Below are 17,887 nucleotides of genomic sequence, written 5' to 3'. Positions count from 1 at the left end.
GCTTAAGAAATTTGTAAGAATCGATTAAGAAAAAAGAGATGTTCGTTCCGTACAATATAAATAGACAGTGAAAGGGGAAAACAAAATGACATATATATTAAAAACAAATCAACTAACAAAAGTATTTGAGGGAAAAGAAGTTGTTTCCGGAGTCAATATGCATGTGAAGCAAGGTGAAATATACGGATTTTTGGGGCCTAACGGGGCTGGTAAAACAACCATTATGAAAATGATTACAAATTTAATCAAACCGACGAGCGGTGATATAGAAATATTCGGTCAAAAATTAACGAATACATCATACGAGGTCCTGAAAAGAATGGGGACGATTATTGAATATCCTATTTTTTATGAGAAGTTAACAGCGCGAGAAAACCTTTACTTACATTGTGAATATATGGGCTATTATGACAAGAATTCGATTGACCATGCGTTAGATCTTGTGAAGTTAAGCAATGTAGACGACAAAAAAGTGAAAGACTTTTCTCTTGGAATGAAACAAAGATTAGGAATAGCCAGAGCGATTACGACGAAACCAGAACTATTAATTTTAGATGAACCTATCAATGGCTTAGACCCCATCGGTATTAAAGAATTGCGAGAGTTGTTTAAAATGCTTTGCAAAGAATATGGCATAACTCTACTAGTTTCTAGCCATATATTAGCTGAAATGGAACAAATGGCAGACACTATCGGGGTCATTCAAAATGGAAAATTGATAAAAGAAGTTTCTATGAAGAGTATCAATGGAGAACAGACAGATTATATTGAGGTGAAGGTTCAAAATATCAAAAAAGCTGCTTTCATTTTAGATAATCATCTAGGATTAAAAAATTATAAAATCATGAGTGAACAAACAATTCGTATATATGAGATGACTGCAACACAGCAAGAGATTTCAAAGGCCCTTATTATGAATGATATTGAGATTGAAAGTATCAACAAAAAGCATAGCTCTTTGGAAGAATATTTCATGAATCTAATGAACGGAGAGGGGATTCATGCTTAGATTAATGAAATTAGAACTTATGAAAAATAAATTTGGCTGGTATGTAAAAGGCGCAATTATAGCAAACATCCTCATGGTAGTAATACTTTTGTGCGTGATGTATATATCTCAAATTGAAGGTGACTTAATTGCTACAACCCCTCAAGACTTTTTCGTAATGAGTGGTGCAATGGTCAGAGCTACATTTATTGTGTTTTCCTCTGTACTAATTGCGAAAATTGTTATTGATGAATATAAAAGTAAAACCATTTCGATAATGTTTTCCTATCCAATAAACCGAAAGAAAATAATAGCTAGTAAATTGTATATTATAGCTGCTTTAACTTTTATCACCATGTTATTAAGTAATATCATTGTTGTCGGTTTATTTTCTATCATTAGTAATGTTTTTAACATTGTTCCACTTTCAATAACTGCAAGTCAATATTTTGTGGAAATGTTGAAAATGATACCATATTCATTTGCCTCTGCAGGAATCAGCTTGATTCCATTGTATTTTGGGATGCGTAAACACTCTGTTCCTACAACCATATTGTCATCTCTCATAGTGGTGTCAATTGTTTGTTCTTCTAATCCAATATTTTCAATGGTTACTTTCATTCCGGTTCAATTAGGTTTTGCCGTTGTGGGCGTTACAATTGCTTTCTTAGCCATTCGAAATATTGAGGAAGTAGATGTAATTTGATTTTAAAGCATTCTATCAAAGAGTGATGCTATAGCACTTCTTAAAATTTATCTTGGAGGTAATCGACATGTTTAAACTTATGAAACTGGAATGGAAAAAAAATCAGTTATCAAGTTATTATAAAGGATTAGTATTTAGTATATTGGGTATCTTAGCTGCTGTTTGTTTAATGGCATGGGGATCTAAGGTTGAAGATGATCTTATGTTTCGAGATTATGCTGATTTCATGACTTTAACGAATATTTTCATTAGAATCGTTTTTATCATTTTTTCGAGTGTCATATTATCACGATTAGTAATTGATGAATACAGGAATAAAACGATTCAATTATTGTTTAGCTACCCGTTGAAACGAAAAAAATTAATGCAAGCTAAGTTATCAATTGTCTTTGGATTCTGTTTTTTTAGTATTATCATCGCTACTTTTATCATTAGTGTGATAATTTATTTTTTAAATCCACTGTTAGGATTCTTTGCAACACCAGTTAGTTTGAGTGAAATATTTGCTACAGTTCCAACAACTTTTATTAGCGCTTTTATGATTGCAGGAGTAAGCCTGATTCCTTTGTACTTTGGAATGAGAAAAAAATCTACTGCTGCAACGATTACCTCGGCTGTAATAATTAGCTTCTTAATTAATGGAAATGTATCAAGTGGTGGAACTCAGGTTAGTCTTTTTCAATTTATTGTTGTACCAATTACGTTATGTCTTCTAGGTCTATTAATCGGTTATCTTTCTTATCATAAAGTTGAAAAAATAGATTTGGTTTAAAAGGAATGAGGAAAAGTAGTGAAAAAATTCATAATTATTTCCATCATGTTAATCGCTATTTTTGGATTAATTTTAAGTGTCATGAATAAAAGAGGAGATAAATTTCAGGGAAAAAAATCAGTTGATATTGAGGGTTTTAAAGAAGTAGTTATAAATAATGAATCTTGGGATCTTGAGATTAAAAACAGTGAATCCAACAAACTAACTGTCACAGTTGAAGGTAAACACAAAGACAAAAAGAATAATCCTGTCACAATCAAAAACAAAGGCAAGAGGATAATAATTAGTCAGCAAGATGGAGAGAGCGGGTTTACTGATAACTTTAGCTTTGGGAAAAAAGGAATTATTCATATTTCAATCCCACAGAACGCTTTAGATACACTTACAGTAAATAATAGCTATGGTGATATAAAAATAAATGATATTAAGAGTAAAAACATTGTAATTTCAAACGACTCAGGTATGGAAAAAATTGAAGGACTATCAGCCGAGAAAGGTCAGTTTACTTCAAAAGAAGGTGAACTAAGTTTGAAAGAAAGTTCGTTAAAGAATTTAACAGTAGCTTCAACTTCTGGTGATAACTATCTAATGAATGTGAATAGCCCTAATATGAATATTACTTCAGTTGATGGTGAAGTGTTAGTAAAAGATGCCGCAGAAGGAAAGTCATTACTTGTAGAAACAAAGTCAGGAGATATTACTGTGGACTATAAAGAAGTTCCGACCTCTTTGAAACTTACCGCTAATAGTAATTCATCTGATATAACACTAAATCTAGATAGTTTGAAGTTAGATAGGAATACTGAAAAATCAAAAGTAGGAAAAATAGGCGACGCATCTAATCGATTGGGGCTCTTAAGTGAATATGGCACGATCAATGTAAAATGAATAGAAAGAAAACCGCTTATTTTTACTAACGCATAATGCAAAACACAAATTGATTAATTGATTTTTAAAAATAAATAGAAAAAGCAGGAGCATTTTAGCTTCTGTTTTTATTTGTATGTTTTATGAGGCTAGTTGCTGATTATATCAAGAAGGGGCATTAAAAAGTGCTTATTAACACAAATTACTTCAATTATTATCTTGATACATCGTTAAAATTTCTTCAGCTTTTAAACGCAAGCCATCTATTAATTCCTGTGGTTCTAATACTCGTGCATCTTTTCCAAGTCTAAAAAATAGCGGAGTTATAAAAGAAATTTCACCTTGGTCAATATCAGAATCGATATATCCAGTTCCATCTTCTTTTGTTTCTACAAGCCCTTCAAAACTAGGCACACTTTTACATTGACGTACACCCTCTATAGATAAAAGAACATGCAATCGAATTGGTCTTTTTACTTCACTTGAGATAAACCATTCTTCTAAATTCATGAACTCATCATCATTATTTTCAGTAGATAAAATTGAAAGAATACGATCTACTCGATGCAGTAAAATTTTCTGCTTGCTAAAATCATAAGCAGGCAAATACCATAGTCCGTCATGAGCATATACTCCGATAGGGTGAATATGTTTTGCTTTTATGCCCGACTTAGATTCATATTGAATATGTAAACTTCTATTTTCTATAGAAGCTTCTAAAACATCATTTAATAATGGAGTATCAATTGTCCTTTTAGGATTCCAAAAAGCGATATAAGAACGAATCTTATCGACTTTCACTTTGGCATAATTTGGAAGTGAACTATATAATTTATGTTCAACTGAGCCGATTTCGGTATCAAAAGGCAAGTTACGATAATAATTTAGAGATTGAAAAGCAAAGAATATTGAAACAGCTTCTTCCTCTGTAAATAAAATCGGAGGGAGTAATCTGTTTGATAAAACTGTATATCCTCCGTTTCGACCTTGCTCAGCATAAATTGGTAAACCCATATCGCTCAAGTCCAATATATATCGGTGAACTGTACGAATGGAAATTTTAAATTCATCTGCTATTTCTTGTGCAGTGAACTTTCGCTTTGCATTGGCAAACATAAGGATATCTAGTAGACGCTTCGCTTTTGACATTTTTTCACCTTTTCTTTTTTACCATGCCATTACTTGTCATGTTTTAACGTTAGTATAGTTTATACCTAATGATTTTATCAAGAAGGGGCAAACTAAAAATAAAAGGAGACAAGATTATGGCACGAGAAATTATTTTATATATTGGCGTTAGTTTGGATGGATTTATTGCTAAGGAAGATGATGATTTGCAGTGGTTAGAAGAAGTTGAAGGAGAGGAAGAGGGTGACAATGGATATATAGCGATGTATGAAACAATTGATACTACGATTATGGGAAAAAGAACATATGACTACGTTATGGAACACGCAGATGCATTTCCATATCCTGATAAGAAAAACTATGTATTTACTACCTCTGAACAAGGTTCAACTGAATATGTAGATTTCGTAAAAGAAGATGTGGTTGAGTTTACTAAAAAATTAAAAAAACAAGAAGGTTCTAAAATTTGGATGGTTGGTGGATCGGGGATACTCGATGCTTTTATAAAAGAAAATTTAATTGACGAATATATTATAACTGTCACACCCCATATATTAGGGTCTGGCATTCCATTATTTAAAGAAAATAACCCACAAATCAATTTAACTTTAATAGATACAAAGCGTTTTGGACAATTTGTCCATTTGCATTATAAAGTGAAATAACTAGTATCAATACACTTACTATTTTAATATAGCATTAAAAACGGGGCGCTTCTATCGATTATAGGAAGTGTCCTAGCCTTTTTGAGTAACGTGCATAAATATACATTTAAGGAATAAATGGGATTATTAGGTGTTTTTCTACTAATATCTATTATTAAACAAAATGTCGAAATAAGCAATAAACAATAACTTTTAATAAGAGGGTTCACCGCTTGTGTTGAAAGCTTGAGCGAGACTACCATAATAGCTGACGTTCTGATCGTTTCATCTAAAAAACCTCCAACTAAATTCATTTTCATGATTGTCTCATGTCAGTCGAATTAGTTGAAGGTGTGCTGTATTTGGCGCTTACATTCAAACAATGGCAGAACTACCTGCGTTGTTAGAAACAATCAACCATTGTTTAGAAAAAAGTTAGTGAGACAAAAGGGGGAGTGCAACAATTACGTAGCTTCCTACTCTAAATAAATCCTCATTATATTTCTGCTGTAATTGAAAATTAAGAATAAATGGCCATTATGTATCGCATATTATACATTATGGCTTTTTTAGTTGAGTGAAAAAATTTAATAACTGAAAAATGAACAAGGCCTTTTAAAGTACGATAATATAGTAGCCGATTACAATGTGACGTGATGATTTTTTGTAATAAAAGATAAATTACAGCCATCTCAATAAACCAGATTCACTTCTTAAAAATGTGTTAGGACATGTGTCCGGTTCTCTTCAAAAAGAAAATACTGATACAGAGATTTTATAGAAAATATAGAGACGTATGTCCTGTCCTGTACTTGATCAAAAAATATATACTTAGGGTGAGCTCATGGAGATGCAATTTATCTGTAGTTATATAGAAAATAACAAAATCATATATGAAATGTTAAAGCAATGTCCTTATGAAATACTAAAAAAAATGAATGTAAAAAGTTTTGAAAGCGGTTCAAGGATCTATGTGCAAGGAGAAGCTTACTCTACTTTGAGTATTATCGTTGATGGTTTAGCTAACATCTATGTTCTTGCCGAAAATGGGAAAAAGTACGTACAAACAACTTATCAAATTGGTGACATGATAGGGGAGTTAGAAATCTTTGGTGAACAAGCTTTTATGAGCAATGTAGAGGCATTAACAAATGTAACTATTATTTCTTTAGAGCGTGATTATTTTTTGGAATGGCTGAAGTTAGATCGAAATTTTAACCAATATTTTATTCGAAAAACAATAGAACAATACAATAGCATTACTAAGAAAGATAAGAATCATAAACTGTATTCTTTACATGATTTGATTTGTAATTATTTATTAGAACAATTACCTAAAGGGCGAAAGAGGGATGAAGGCATATATATTACAATTGACAAACTTGAGCTCAGTGAAAGACTCGCTGTTACACAAAGAAGCATAAACCGAGTGTTATCCAATTTAAAAGAAAAAAAAATTATTGATATAAAAAACCATATTGTCATCATTTGTGATTTGAAACGATTACAGCATGAATCATCACGCTAAAATGAAAACCTTTTCAACTTACAATAATTAATGGGAATAATAAAATAAGGAGTGTCTTTAATGATCAAAAAACCACTGTTTGTTATTATTGCAACAATTGTTTGTGTAGTAGCAGGTCTATACATGGATTCGTCGTATCTTGAAATATTCGCTTCTGTAACGGGTGTACTTAATGTTTGGTTACTAGCTCGTGAAAAAGTAATTAATTTCTTATTTGGTGCAGTAACGGTTTCTAGTTTTATGTATATTTACTTTCAAACTGGTTTGTATGCCATGGTTATTCTATCGTTTATTCAACTGTTGTTTAATATTTATGGTTGGTACTACTGGGTTAAAAACAAAGGTGAAGAAGATGTTGCACCAACAAAGTCTTTGCCAATGCAAGGGATTATTACATGGTCTATTGTAATTGTCGTAGCAACAGCTATTTGGTCATACCTACAAATTCAATTTACAGATGCAACTAGCCCATATTTAGATGCCCTTGTTGCTGTAATGGGTCTAGTGGGACAATACTTACTCAGTAAAAAGTTTATCGAAAACTGGTATATCTGGATTGCTATGAACGCTATCTTAATATTTATCTGTGCAACAACTGGATTATACGTCATGGTTATTCTTAATCTAATTAACCTATTCATCAGTATTGATGGATTACTAGAATGGAAAAGAAACTACAAAGAAGAAACAAATGTCTCAATGAAATATTAAAAAATTTTACCAAAAGAGAAAGGGATGTAGTGAACATGAGTTTTCATATTGAAGCTAAAAAAGGCGAAATTGCTGAAACAGTACTATTACCAGGCGACCCAAAAAGAGCTAAACATATAGCAGACACTTATTTAGAAGATGTCGTTTGCTACAATAACATTCGTGGTATTCTTGGATTTACTGGAACATACAAAGGAAAACGTATATCAGTACAAGGAACAGGGATGGGTATGCCTTCCATATCGATTTATGCAACAGAATTAATTCAAGAATATGGTGTGAAGAATTTAATTCGCATTGGTTCTAGCGGGACAAAGCATCCGGACGTGAAGCAGATGGATTTAATTTTAGCAATGGGTGCATGTACGAACTCAAGTATGTATAAACATCTTTTCGGAAATTACTCTTATGCACCATTAGCTAATTTTGAATTATTAAAAAGTGCACACGACATGGGACTGACATTAAATAAACCTGTTAAAGCAGGACTAGTCGTAACAGATGATACATTCTATGATGGTGACGAAGCAGCGCGTGAAAAACTTGCATCTTATCAAGTACTAACAAGTGATATGGAAACAGCTGCTTTGTATACAGTAGCTGCTAAATTTAAAGCAAAGGCATTGTCTATCCTAACTGTTACAGACCATGACTTAACGAATGAAACAATTACTGCAGAAGAGCGTGAAGTAGCTCTAAATGACATGATTGAACTGGCGTTAGAGACAAGTTTAACATTATAGAGACACAAAGGACTGGGGTGTATAAAAACATTCTAGTCCTTTTGTTATTTTTAGTATTTGTAATATTAAACAAAAGTAAGCGTCAAATAGGCCCACCTGTTTTCCAGGGGGCGCTATTGTTATAGTATCTATGTAGTTAAGACGTTCTTGATAACGAAGTTCAGGCGTACATTCGTCCATTTTATTGATTTTTTTTATCAATCACAAATAACCGATTAAAGAATTGTAGAACGATTTTTGTGGCACGGGTTGCTCGGCATTTTGAAGATTGATTAGTTGAAGGTGTGCTGTAATTGGCGCTTACAAATAATTGATGTGACTTATATGTGAAATAAAACGCTACATATTATATAGCAGCCTGTTATCCATCCTTTTAAATCGTTATGCTATACTAGATGAATCATCAAAGCAGTAGAGAAGGGGATTTTCAAATGAACGGACAAAATAGAAGTGACGTAAAACCTGGACTTGTCGTAGATATTATATTGAAGAAAGATCAACGAACAGGCATTAAAACGAGAGGTGTCGTAAAGGATTTATTGACGAATTCTTCTTTCCATCCTCATGGAATTAAAGTCCGTCTTACAGATGGTCAAATTGGTCGTGTATGTGACATCATCGAATAAAATAAAAAGCTGGGAATGACTGATTAGGTCATCCCAGCTTTTTATTTTGATGTAGTTGTTGAAAACAAATGTTTTTAATCATACTTTTTATATTGCTTTATGTTGTAAAACTAAATAAGGTCCCATTTTTATTTGACTTTAAAGTATATTTTATATTCAATGACCTAGCTATATCTTCGATTATTTTTAAACCTAGCCCTGTATTATTACCATCGATATTGAAACCAATTCCATTATCTTGGAATGAAATAATATTATTGTCTACGATAATTTCGAGTTTTGTTGCATTTGAATGTTTTAATGTATTTTGGAAAATATTATCGAACAATCTTTGAAGCCATAAATCATTACTTCCCCATGTTAAATCTAGATTTTGTGAGTTATATATTAAATCAATATTATGAATGCTATACAAATAACTCCACTTCTTGCACATAATTTCTAATAAGTTATTCATATTCACTTCATCATTTAGGATATAAGAATTCTCCAATGAATCAGTAGAATGAATATTCAGTTCATTCGTTAAATCAGAAATGTATTGTATTTGTTGATAAAGTGATTCTAGTATAGGTACTTGATCAGTAAATTGGTCCTCTAGATAAAACAATTGTAATCGAACGGTAGTTAACGGTGTATTAATATCATGCCTTAATTTATTTAAAAGTTCTTTTTTTATTTCTTCTTTTTGCTTAAGTTCTCTATACGTTGTTCTTTCGATTAATATATTTACAGACTTGATTAGTTCACCTATTTCATCATCTCTAGTAACAACTAATTTATCAGGGATATTTTCATCACTAGCTAATTTTCGAATGGTTTTATTCAAAATATTAACTTTATTTAATAGTGAGTTAATAGATCTCGAAAATAAAAAGGCTAGCAAAAATAAAGAAATCAAAAATACGAACAGCATAGTTGGATATGCAAAAGATTCATGAAAAGGGATGTTTTGATGTTTTGATTTAAAGATAGCATTATAAATTAATGACATAAGCACACTAATCACTAGTAACAAAAAGGGCACACAAATAATTGCGGAAAATAATAATAACTGATATTTCTTTTTTAATTTCATTTTTTTATATAGGTATTTAATCTATACCCTTCTCCATATATATTTTGTATAATTTCACCATTTATATCATTAATCTTTGTTCTAATTTTTTTTATGTGTACGTTTATGATATTTTGATTTCTATCATCAAGAGGCCATAAATAATTAAAGAAATGTTCCTTTGTCAAAATACGATCTCTATTATCATATAAATAAAAGAATATTTTTTTTTCAATAGAAGTAAAAGAAACCTCGTTTTTTAAGTTTTTATTAAAAACCCTAGTAAGATCCGCATCAATATATAAATGTTTGATTTGTGTAAAAGTACCGTACTGATTCTCTAGCATTTTTTGCATTCTTAGTAACAACTCTCTAGGGTCAAATGGCTTAATCAAATAATCTTCTCCAATTGTCAATCCTTGAAGTTTGCTTTCAATATCCTGCCTTGCTGATAGAAAGATAATTGGGATATTTAAACCTAAGTTTTTTATTTTTTTGGTGATTTGATAACCATCTTCACCGGGTAACATGACATCCATTATAACTAAGTCTATTTCATGGATTACATCCAGTACTTCTTTACCATTTGTTTTCCAACAAGCATTATACTCTTCGCGTCGTAAAATCTTCTGTAGTAAATGACCAATCATAAGATCGTCTTCAACGATTAATATGTTATATTCTTTCATTATTTTACCTTCCATTATCAAAATTTAAATCAGTTAATTTTTCTCAACTTTATTATTAATAAAATCCTTGGCAAGGTTATAAATCTCATCAGGAGAATATAAATAAATGCTGTGTTTTCCTTCCATAGTTATCACATCTGATATTAAAAGTTGTTCTGCAAACTCCTCATAATCTTTATTTTTCTGCTTTGTATATTTCGAGTTTTTATTTTCTTGAGCAATCGCATCTAAAAATAAAATAGGTGTTTCTATTGGTATCGGTAGGCTAACTGATTTTTTACCATTTTCGTATACCTGTAAAAGTTCTTGCTCCATACTGTTATTAAAAAACTGTTTATATGAAATGGCTTTAAATACTTCTTTTTCATGTTCAGTTAAAAACAACTGTTTAATTACTTCAGGATTAAATGCTAAAGAAGGAAAGAGTCGATGAAAACCGATTTTCGATAAAAGATGCATTCCTCTTACTGTTAATGAATCAACTAGGCTCATTTTGTGAGTTACATACTGCTGAGGTAAACCAATATCTACAGCAATGATTCCCTTCACTTCATTTGGGTACTTTTGTGCCCAGTAAATAGCTTCTAATCCAGATAAAGAGTGTGGAACTAATATATATGGAGGTTTATTTCCACTCTGCATAAGTGAGCTTCTAGTTTGTTCTAATATAGTAACAATATCTCTGTTATCGTTAAAAACATCACTGTGACCATATCCTGCTCTATCAATTACAGCAATTTTATTTTCTTTTGAGAATTTGCTATAAAGACCTTTCATTTCATATACAGGGGCAGCTACCCCGGAGCCAGGCATAAATACATATGTATCCTCACCTCTACCTTCAATGTAAACATTAATCTTTTATATTGAAAGGATATAATATAGAAATAAATTTCTAATTAATTTTCTAGTAATTAATCTTCGTGATTTTTCGAAAGAGGAACCAGTTGAAATGATTATTGGTTTTGCTTACTGGAAAAAATACAATATGAAAAATTGAACAATGATGTAATTACATTACCACAATAATACAATTTCTGATGGGCCTTTTTTGCAAAAAAACCCATTAGATAAAAAATCCAATGGGGGATAGCTAGACCTTGTTTAATTTGATTGATATCTTATTCAAAAAATGCACTTGAGTATTCAACTACAGCTGAAACTTTACTAAGAGCATTATCACTTAATTCTAATGCCATAAATGCCTCATCTGGCACTTCAAAAGGTGCTTTAATTTTCCATGTTGATGCTTTTTTAAATCCGAATTTCGGATAATATTCTTGGTGTCCTAAGACAACAACAGATTTGTAACCGAGTTCTTTAGCTTTTTCAAATGCTTTGTTTATTAAAAGCTTGCCGATGCCTTTATTTTGATACTCGGGTAAGACAGAAACTGGAGCAAGTGCAAGAGATTCTGTAGATTGATCCTCGTTGATTATTTTAATTTTTGTTAAAAGAATATGCCCTATAACCTCATCATTATCAAGCACGACAATAGATAATTGAGGGATAAACGCATCCGATTTTCTTAAACGGCTCACCAATTCATGTTCTGTTTTATCACTAAATTCCATGTTCGCAAATGCTTTTTGTACAACATCTTCTGTAACCCTATAATCTGAAGGTTGTTCTTGTCTAATTGTTATGTTCATTTTGACAACTCCTAAATACATAGCTTTTCACATATAAATTTTGGTGAAATTTATATGTTCTCTTATTACTTATCATTTTATTATAAGGGAAAAAATTAATAGTTTCAGTAAAAAGGTGCTCACTTATCAGAGCGCCTTTTTAGTATAAATATCTCTCAATAGGTCATAAATAAAATGCGTGGATTAAATGACTCGTTTTGCAACCTAGGAGTGAGCCGTAAATGAAATTAAACATACTTTTGGAACATGTAGATAAAGCTGTGGATTCACATCTTCTTGATATTGATGTAGATATAGAAGGGATCGCTACAAATTCTTCTTTAGTACGTCCTAACGACATTTTTGTTGCAATTTCAGGTTACCGTGTAGACGGTCATCAGTTTATAGATGACGCCATTCAAGCGGGAGCGAGTGTAGTCGTTGGAGAGAAAAACTTGAAAGATTTAATTGTACCTTATGTTCGAGTCTCAAACAGTCGTTTAGCTCTTGCACAAATGGCGTGTCAGTTTTATGGTAACCCTTCACGAAATAAGATTGTGATTGGAATTACTGGTACGAATGGTAAAACCACAACTACCTATATGCTTAAGTATATTTTGGAAACCTGCGGAAGATCTTGTTCTTTATTTGGTACAGTTCAGAATGTTGTTAATGGAAAAACCTTACCCTCTGTCAATACTACCCCCGATGCACTAGAACTTCAAAAGCAAATTTCCTTAAGTGAAGATGAATTTATCATAATGGAAGTTTCATCACACGGTCTTTCTCAATATCGAGTAGAGGGTGTGGAATTTGATTATTGTTTATTTACAAATTTAGATAAAGAACACCTTGACTATCATCGTGATATGGATGCTTACTTCTCTGTGAAGGCAAGCCTGTTTGATCAATTAAAGCCTAATGGGTTAGCTATTGTTAATCATATGAACAGTTGGGGGAAAAGGCTAGCAGATCACTTAACTTCAAAAGGGTATCAAGTATTTTTAGTAGGCGACAAAAGTTACCATGACCTACAAATCGTTCACCTAAAGTCAGGTGTATCAACAGTTTCCTTTAAAGGGAATCAAAGCTTAGAATTAAGTATCAATATATTAGGAAAGCACAATATCCTAAATGCTTCTATGGCTTTTTTAACTGCTTTATTGATAGGTATTCCACAACAAAAAGTTGTTTATGCCTTAGAAGCATTTCCGGGAGTTCCCGGTAGATTTGAAATGCTACAACATCCTAATGGAGCGACGGTTGTAATAGATTATGCTCATACAGCAGATGCTTTTTATCAGTGTCTTCAAACGGCAAGAGAAGAAGGCGCCAATCGTGTATTTCACATTTTTGGATTTAGAGGAGACAGGGATAAAGAAAAAAGGCGAGATATGGTTAGTGTTTCCAAAGAGATAAGCGATGTTCATATTCTTACATTAGATGATTTGAATGATGTCCCTTATGAAGAAATGGAGCAAGCTCTCTATGCATTAAGTGATGGGGGGTATGTCATTTCGGATCGAACACTAGCGATAAAAGAGGTATTAGAGCATGCACATAAGGGAGATTGGGTTTGTATAACAGGCAAAGGGGCAGAAGGTTATCAACAAAAATTTCGTTTGCCAACAGCATCTGATAAGGAGACAGTCCAGTTCCTTTTTCAACAAATTGATCAAGCAACAAATGGAGGATTTGAGACTCTTCATTAATGGAAAATCCTAATGAATAAAAGGAATTCAAAAGATAACTGATTAACATCTTTTTAAATCAAAAATATTTATTAAAAAGTTTATTTTTTCTATTATGGGGAATATTAAAAAGCGAGAAGTTAAATACAGAAAGGAAGAGTGTAAAATGAAACATTTGAAAATGGCATTAGGAGTACCGCTTCTATTTGGTATGTTGTACGGTTGTAGTACTGGCAATACAACGAATGAAACGGTTGACAAGACTGTTAAACAGGAAGAAACGGATAAGAATACGAATACCGATACAAACACAAACACGGACACTAACAAAGATATGAATAACAATGGACATGCAGGGACAACTAAAAATTTACCTTATAATTTTGCGGAGTTTTCGTTAGATGTTGATTATTCACCGACAGAATCTTATGAAGTTGATTACGATTATGAAACTACAGGTGTGGAAGTTGAGTTAGATGATGATCGAAATAAAGTGAAGCTTAGAGGCGATGAAGCTTCGGCAAAGTTAGAGCCTATGTTTAAGAAGCTTAAATTTGATGCAACTACACCAAATGATGAAGTAATCGATCATGTAATTTCTGTCTTTGGCTTAGACAAAAACTATACTTCGTTTGAACTTGACGTGAAATTCGCAGATGGAACAGAGAAGGAATATAAGAAAACTAAATAAGCTAAATTAGAAATGCCTTTCAAGTTGTATTGTACTTGTGAGGCATTTTTCAATGGAGAAATAATTGCCGAGCTTAATTTTGAATGCATAACAAATTTATTGGTTATAAAAGGTAGAGAATCAAGTATAATAGTTTGAGGAAATATTATACATATTGAAACTCAATCAAGGGGGTGAAGAAATGGCAAGTGCAAGTATAGCGATTCTACCTGTTTTATTATTTTATATATTACCAATTGTATTTATTATTTGGTTTGCGGTGAACATGGTGAAATTACAAAAAGAGAAAAATGAAATTTTAAGAACTATTGCGAAGAGGTTAGATAATAAGGAGATATAGTGGTTGAGGGCTCTTTTTTAAGTGATCCACTAATTTAAATCAAATATCCGGTTTTTGAGGATTATACAAGCAATAAGAAAACAAAAGAGCCAATTCATTCTAATTGAGCTCTTTTTGTATAAGGCAAAATTTAAATGAATTTCTTGAAGTATGAAGAAAGTAGGAATCTATAATGTTACCTTACTTATATATAATACTTGTGGTCGTATGTATCTTTTTTGTAATTCATAACATGGAAAGAAGAATAGGGGGAATCAAGTTTCTAATAATAATCGCCTCCTTGTTTTTAAATATACTTAGTTTAATAATACTAGATATATTAACATTGAAAAATAATAGGGAAGGGATGTCTGGTAATGGAAATCCTGCTATTATAGTCTACCCTTTTTGGCTTCCATTGCTCTTGATTTTTCTTTGGACATGGGTTGATATAATATATAAGGACTTTATTCTTAAATCGTTGTCAAAAGTAAATAAATATTTACTAGGTGGTTTAAGCGTGTTAGTTGTCGGATTAATTTGCGGAGCAACTTTTATGAATAGTGCTTTGAAGCAACTAGAAAATACACCGAACCACCCGTTTAAAGGAGAATACGGATCAGTAATCAACATATATACAAATGCAATTTTTTTTAATGGTTTTACATTTGGAGTCTTGGTGTTTTCGGTATTTGTAGGGATATTGCTTTGGATTAAGATATTTGCTAGAACTAACCCTGATTAAATCAATCTCTCTAGGGTGATACGAAAAAAATAACGATTTTTGCAATTTTATTATTTGTATTTTTTATCGTAATTATTGTAAAGTTGGCAGCAGCAGGTGGACTAAAGTTAACTGAAAGCTAGACATTTATCGTAGTGAGCCACGATTAAAAGACAGCGACGTTTGGTGAGAAGCTTAAAGTGAAGAAAGATGGACGACGATATATGAAATGTTGTTAATACAGGAGAATATGATAAAGTCGATTATGAATTTTTGAATGACTATGTACAATTAAGTAAAGGCAAGAATTAAAAAATGAGCAGTAGATTAAAAAGTATTGTTGAATCTGATTATCTTAATGAAATAAATATATAATATCCATAAGAAAAGAGAGGAATTCTTATTAAAGAATTCCTCTCTTTTTGTTTTGGGCGGTGTTAATTAAGAATGTTGAGTGTTTTTGAGCAAATGTGCAAAAGAAGTATGATAATTGTAAAAATCATTACTTCATTACTCCATTAGGCATCCAGTATTTTGGTTTCTTTTTCGATTGTAAACTTCCATATATTGTGGTTTTTTCGGACTCTGTAAATTTCTATTCTTTTAAAATAGTTTAGTCAAATAAAGTTCGTATTCATTTAACTTGTTCATGCGTTGAAATTATTTCTTTCAATAGAAAAATATTCATAAAGATTGTGCATGTGACTACCTAGGTAGTCATATCATGTGCAAAGGAGGTGGTTGAATTAGAAATTAATAAAATGATAGAAAACCTCAAGAACTTAGGTTTTACAGAATATGAAGCAAAAATTTATTTAGCATTATTAGAAAATAACCCGTTAAACGGAAACATGATAGCGCTTTCTTCAGGTGTTCCAGGTCCGAAAGTATATAGTTGCTTAGTAAATATGGTTGAAAAAGGCTTTGTATATATCGTATATGGTGAGACTAAGTCTGTTCCTAAAACGTTGTATAAACCAACTTCATATCATCAAGTACTTCAGAAATACAAAATAGAAATAAATGAAAATATAGAATATTTGGAAAGTGAACTTCCTGTAATTACGAATAGAAAAAATAATTTAAACAATCAATTAGAACTATATCAGATGAAAGATTTTCAAGTTGTAATGGATTTTATTAGAAAACAGGTAAATGAAGCAGAGCAAACAATTTATTTTTGTGGCTGGACAGAACATATCAATCATTTCCATAAAGAATTATTGGGCGCATATAAAAAGGAAATCAAAATCGTCAGTATAATCTTTGATAACCATCAGTTGAACATTCCATGGACGAGTATCAATCATTTATATACTAATAAGAGTAATGAACGGCATGCTAATGAGTTAATTATTGTTATAGATGAGAACCGTACAATTACTTGCAACTTGAGTGATAATAATGTCTCAGCAATTGTGTCCATTAATAAAGCATTAATTCAAACATCGATCAACTACATCCGACATGATATTTATGTAAACCGAGTATTAAAGGAATTTTTCGAAGAATCAAAAGTAAAGTATGGTCCAGGGTTTGAAAAATTATTAGATATTTAGAGGGGGATAAGTATATGAGAATCGTTGATTTATCTGTAACTATTAAAAATCCAGAGCCAGGAGAGATTGTTGAAGACTACAAACGACAATTAACAGCATCTGTTAATTATTTTGACCATAAAGTAACCGTTCCACAAATCACTGAAGTTTTTGGATGTAAAGAGGAAGATTTGCCAGAAGGAAACGGTTGGGCAACAGAGAGTATAACTTTGACGACACATTCTGGTACACACTTAGATGCTCCTTATCATTACTATCCTACTACAAATGGTGAGCCTGCTAAAACGATTGATCAACTACCTCTTGAGTGGTTTTTTGGAGATGGTGTAGTTTTTAACTTTTCACATAAGAAATCAGGAGAAACGGTCAGTACAGCTGAAATTAAACAGTATTTAAAAGAAATAGATTACCAATTAAAAGCTGGAGATATAGTTTTTTTAAGGTTTGATGCTGATAAAAAATTAGGTACGCCAGAATATTATAGCGAGTTTCCAGGTATGAGTGCAGAAGCAACACATTTTTTAATAAATCAAGGGATTAAAATCATCGGTACAGATGCTATGGGATTCGATGTGCCTTTTGAAAAAATCAAAGAAAACTTTGCTGAGACAAATGATCCGGATGTTATTTGGGAAGCTCATCGTGTAGGCATGACAAAAGAATATTGTCAAATCGAAAAAATGGCTAATTTAGATCAGTTACCTCCATTTGGTTTTAAAGTTATTTGTGTTCCGATTTCTATTTATAAAGCAAGTGCCGGGTGGGTAAGACCAATCGCAATTTTAGATGACAATAATATGGAGGGAAATTAAC

The 17,887-nt window shown here is 31.8% G+C and carries 20 protein-coding genes; 15 read left to right on the top strand and 5 right to left on the bottom strand.

Translation table 11 applies throughout. From position 1 onward, the window contains the following. The first annotated feature begins 85 nt into the window (after window positions 1-85). From AC3IS5_RS12525 to AC3IS5_RS12510, 4 genes are all read left to right on the top strand, one after another. Entirely contained in the window at window positions 86-1,009 is a 924-nt protein-coding gene (locus tag AC3IS5_RS12525; protein ID WP_489424712.1) for an ABC transporter ATP-binding protein, read from the top strand. Then, entirely contained in the window at window positions 1,002-1,694 is a 693-nt protein-coding gene (locus AC3IS5_RS12520) for an ABC transporter permease (protein WP_489424711.1), read from the top strand. Before AC3IS5_RS12525 ends, AC3IS5_RS12520 begins: the two co-directional genes overlap by 8 nt. A gap of 67 nt (window positions 1,695-1,761) precedes the next feature. Next, window positions 1,762-2,466, top strand: coding sequence for an ABC transporter permease (locus tag AC3IS5_RS12515; protein ID WP_489424710.1), 705 nt, complete (start codon window positions 1,762-1,764; stop codon window positions 2,464-2,466). An 18-nt stretch (window positions 2,467-2,484) separates the two neighbouring features. After that, window positions 2,485-3,354: a DUF4097 family beta strand repeat-containing protein gene (locus AC3IS5_RS12510; protein WP_489424709.1), complete on the top strand. Its 870-nt coding sequence runs from the start codon at window positions 2,485-2,487 to the stop codon at window positions 3,352-3,354. A gap of 186 nt (window positions 3,355-3,540) precedes the next feature. On the opposite strand, the gene AC3IS5_RS12505 is transcribed toward AC3IS5_RS12510, so the two are convergent. Then, a complete protein-coding gene (locus AC3IS5_RS12505; RefSeq protein WP_489424708.1) occupies window positions 3,541-4,482 on the bottom strand; it encodes a helix-turn-helix transcriptional regulator in 942 nt (313 codons plus the stop codon). Window positions 4,483-4,598: 116 nt separating this feature from the next. On the opposite strand from AC3IS5_RS12505, the gene AC3IS5_RS12500 reads away from it, so the two are divergent. The 5 genes from AC3IS5_RS12500 to AC3IS5_RS12480 all read left to right on the top strand — a co-directional run bounded on the left by AC3IS5_RS12500 (window position 4,599) and on the right by AC3IS5_RS12480 (window position 8,713). Then, complete coding sequence (locus tag AC3IS5_RS12500) at window positions 4,599-5,126, top strand: dihydrofolate reductase family protein (protein ID WP_489424707.1); 528 nt, start codon at window positions 4,599-4,601, stop codon at window positions 5,124-5,126. Between the two features lie 823 nt (window positions 5,127-5,949). Further along, window positions 5,950-6,633 carry a Crp/Fnr family transcriptional regulator gene (locus AC3IS5_RS12495; RefSeq protein WP_489424706.1) on the top strand — a complete coding sequence of 228 codons (684 nt, stop codon included), beginning with the start codon at window positions 5,950-5,952 and terminating at the stop codon, window positions 6,631-6,633. A gap of 60 nt (window positions 6,634-6,693) precedes the next feature. Beyond that, on the top strand, window positions 6,694-7,344 hold the full coding sequence (pnuC, locus tag AC3IS5_RS12490; protein ID WP_489424705.1) for a nicotinamide riboside transporter PnuC: 651 nt from the start codon (window positions 6,694-6,696) through the stop codon (window positions 7,342-7,344). Window positions 7,345-7,379: 35 nt separating this feature from the next. Beyond that, complete coding sequence (deoD, locus tag AC3IS5_RS12485; RefSeq protein WP_489424704.1) at window positions 7,380-8,087, top strand: purine-nucleoside phosphorylase; 708 nt, start codon at window positions 7,380-7,382, stop codon at window positions 8,085-8,087. A gap of 431 nt (window positions 8,088-8,518) precedes the next feature. Beyond that, the gene (locus AC3IS5_RS12480) at window positions 8,519-8,713 is read left to right on the top strand and encodes a YwbE family protein (protein ID WP_038189444.1); all 195 of its coding nucleotides are present in this window, start codon (window positions 8,519-8,521) and stop codon (window positions 8,711-8,713) included. Between the two features lie 97 nt (window positions 8,714-8,810). Here AC3IS5_RS12480 and AC3IS5_RS12475 read toward each other — a convergent pair whose 3' ends face one another. The 4 genes from AC3IS5_RS12475 to AC3IS5_RS12460 all read right to left on the bottom strand — a co-directional run bounded on the left by AC3IS5_RS12475 (window position 8,811) and on the right by AC3IS5_RS12460 (window position 12,111). Continuing rightward, on the bottom strand, window positions 8,811-9,791 hold the full coding sequence (locus AC3IS5_RS12475; protein ID WP_489424703.1) for a sensor histidine kinase: 981 nt from the start codon (window positions 9,789-9,791) through the stop codon (window positions 8,811-8,813). Next, a complete protein-coding gene (locus AC3IS5_RS12470; RefSeq protein WP_489424702.1) occupies window positions 9,788-10,459 on the bottom strand; it encodes a response regulator transcription factor in 672 nt (223 codons plus the stop codon). The genes AC3IS5_RS12475 and AC3IS5_RS12470 overlap by 4 nt, the downstream gene beginning before the upstream one ends. Before the next feature lie 33 nt (window positions 10,460-10,492). Beyond that, on the bottom strand, window positions 10,493-11,317 hold the full coding sequence (locus tag AC3IS5_RS12465) for an alpha/beta fold hydrolase (RefSeq protein WP_489427883.1): 825 nt from the start codon (window positions 11,315-11,317) through the stop codon (window positions 10,493-10,495). Window positions 11,318-11,580: 263 nt separating this feature from the next. Further along, window positions 11,581-12,111, bottom strand: coding sequence for a GNAT family N-acetyltransferase (locus AC3IS5_RS12460; protein ID WP_489424701.1), 531 nt, complete (start codon window positions 12,109-12,111; stop codon window positions 11,581-11,583). Between the two features lie 221 nt (window positions 12,112-12,332). On the opposite strand from AC3IS5_RS12460, the gene AC3IS5_RS12455 reads away from it, so the two are divergent. The 6 genes from AC3IS5_RS12455 (at window position 12,333) to AC3IS5_RS12430 (ending at window position 17,886) form a co-directional block, all read left to right on the top strand. Continuing rightward, window positions 12,333-13,802: a UDP-N-acetylmuramoyl-L-alanyl-D-glutamate--2,6-diaminopimelate ligase gene (locus AC3IS5_RS12455; protein WP_489424700.1), complete on the top strand. Its 1,470-nt coding sequence runs from the start codon at window positions 12,333-12,335 to the stop codon at window positions 13,800-13,802. Window positions 13,803-13,947: 145 nt separating this feature from the next. After that, a complete protein-coding gene (locus tag AC3IS5_RS12450) occupies window positions 13,948-14,472 on the top strand; it encodes a YusW family protein (protein ID WP_489424699.1) in 525 nt (174 codons plus the stop codon). Between the two features lie 181 nt (window positions 14,473-14,653). Continuing rightward, entirely contained in the window at window positions 14,654-14,812 is a 159-nt protein-coding gene (locus tag AC3IS5_RS12445; RefSeq protein ID WP_489424698.1) for a hypothetical protein, read from the top strand. 172 nt (window positions 14,813-14,984) lie between these two features. Next, window positions 14,985-15,536: a hypothetical protein gene (locus tag AC3IS5_RS12440; RefSeq protein ID WP_489424697.1), complete on the top strand. Its 552-nt coding sequence runs from the start codon at window positions 14,985-14,987 to the stop codon at window positions 15,534-15,536. A 740-nt stretch (window positions 15,537-16,276) separates the two neighbouring features. Continuing rightward, on the top strand, window positions 16,277-17,074 hold the full coding sequence (locus AC3IS5_RS12435) for a TrmB family transcriptional regulator (RefSeq protein WP_489424696.1): 798 nt from the start codon (window positions 16,277-16,279) through the stop codon (window positions 17,072-17,074). Between the two features lie 14 nt (window positions 17,075-17,088). After that, on the top strand, window positions 17,089-17,886 hold the full coding sequence (locus AC3IS5_RS12430; RefSeq protein ID WP_489424695.1) for a cyclase family protein: 798 nt from the start codon (window positions 17,089-17,091) through the stop codon (window positions 17,884-17,886). Window position 17,887 lies beyond the last annotated feature (1 nt).

It is taken from the genome of Viridibacillus sp. KH_047 (assembly GCF_057838945.1).
Note: the sequence above shows the minus strand (reverse complement) of the source record. Positions and strands in the feature narration are given on the sequence as shown.

Coding starts and splice junctions, on each gene's coding strand:
- AC3IS5_RS12525 (WP_489424712.1), top strand. CDS start 86: ATGACATATATATTAAAAACAAATCAACTAACAAAAGTATTTGAGGGA.
- AC3IS5_RS12520 (WP_489424711.1), top strand. CDS start 1,002: ATGCTTAGATTAATGAAATTAGAACTTATGAAAAATAAATTTGGCTGG.
- AC3IS5_RS12515 (WP_489424710.1), top strand. CDS start 1,762: ATGTTTAAACTTATGAAACTGGAATGGAAAAAAAATCAGTTATCAAGT.
- AC3IS5_RS12505 (WP_489424708.1), bottom strand. CDS start 4,482: ATGTCAAAAGCGAAGCGTCTACTAGATATCCTTATGTTTGCCAATGCA.
- AC3IS5_RS12500 (WP_489424707.1), top strand. CDS start 4,599: ATGGCACGAGAAATTATTTTATATATTGGCGTTAGTTTGGATGGATTT.
- AC3IS5_RS12495 (WP_489424706.1), top strand. CDS start 5,950: ATGGAGATGCAATTTATCTGTAGTTATATAGAAAATAACAAAATCATA.
- pnuC (WP_489424705.1), top strand. CDS start 6,694: ATGATCAAAAAACCACTGTTTGTTATTATTGCAACAATTGTTTGTGTA.
- deoD (WP_489424704.1), top strand. CDS start 7,380: ATGAGTTTTCATATTGAAGCTAAAAAAGGCGAAATTGCTGAAACAGTA.
- AC3IS5_RS12480 (WP_038189444.1), top strand. CDS start 8,519: ATGAACGGACAAAATAGAAGTGACGTAAAACCTGGACTTGTCGTAGAT.
- AC3IS5_RS12475 (WP_489424703.1), bottom strand. CDS start 9,791: ATGAAATTAAAAAAGAAATATCAGTTATTATTATTTTCCGCAATTATT.
- AC3IS5_RS12470 (WP_489424702.1), bottom strand. CDS start 10,459: ATGAAAGAATATAACATATTAATCGTTGAAGACGATCTTATGATTGGT.
- AC3IS5_RS12460 (WP_489424701.1), bottom strand. CDS start 12,111: ATGAACATAACAATTAGACAAGAACAACCTTCAGATTATAGGGTTACA.
- AC3IS5_RS12455 (WP_489424700.1), top strand. CDS start 12,333: ATGAAATTAAACATACTTTTGGAACATGTAGATAAAGCTGTGGATTCA.
- AC3IS5_RS12450 (WP_489424699.1), top strand. CDS start 13,948: ATGAAACATTTGAAAATGGCATTAGGAGTACCGCTTCTATTTGGTATG.
- AC3IS5_RS12445 (WP_489424698.1), top strand. CDS start 14,654: ATGGCAAGTGCAAGTATAGCGATTCTACCTGTTTTATTATTTTATATA.
- AC3IS5_RS12440 (WP_489424697.1), top strand. CDS start 14,985: ATGTTACCTTACTTATATATAATACTTGTGGTCGTATGTATCTTTTTT.
- AC3IS5_RS12435 (WP_489424696.1), top strand. CDS start 16,277: ATGATAGAAAACCTCAAGAACTTAGGTTTTACAGAATATGAAGCAAAA.
- AC3IS5_RS12430 (WP_489424695.1), top strand. CDS start 17,089: ATGAGAATCGTTGATTTATCTGTAACTATTAAAAATCCAGAGCCAGGA.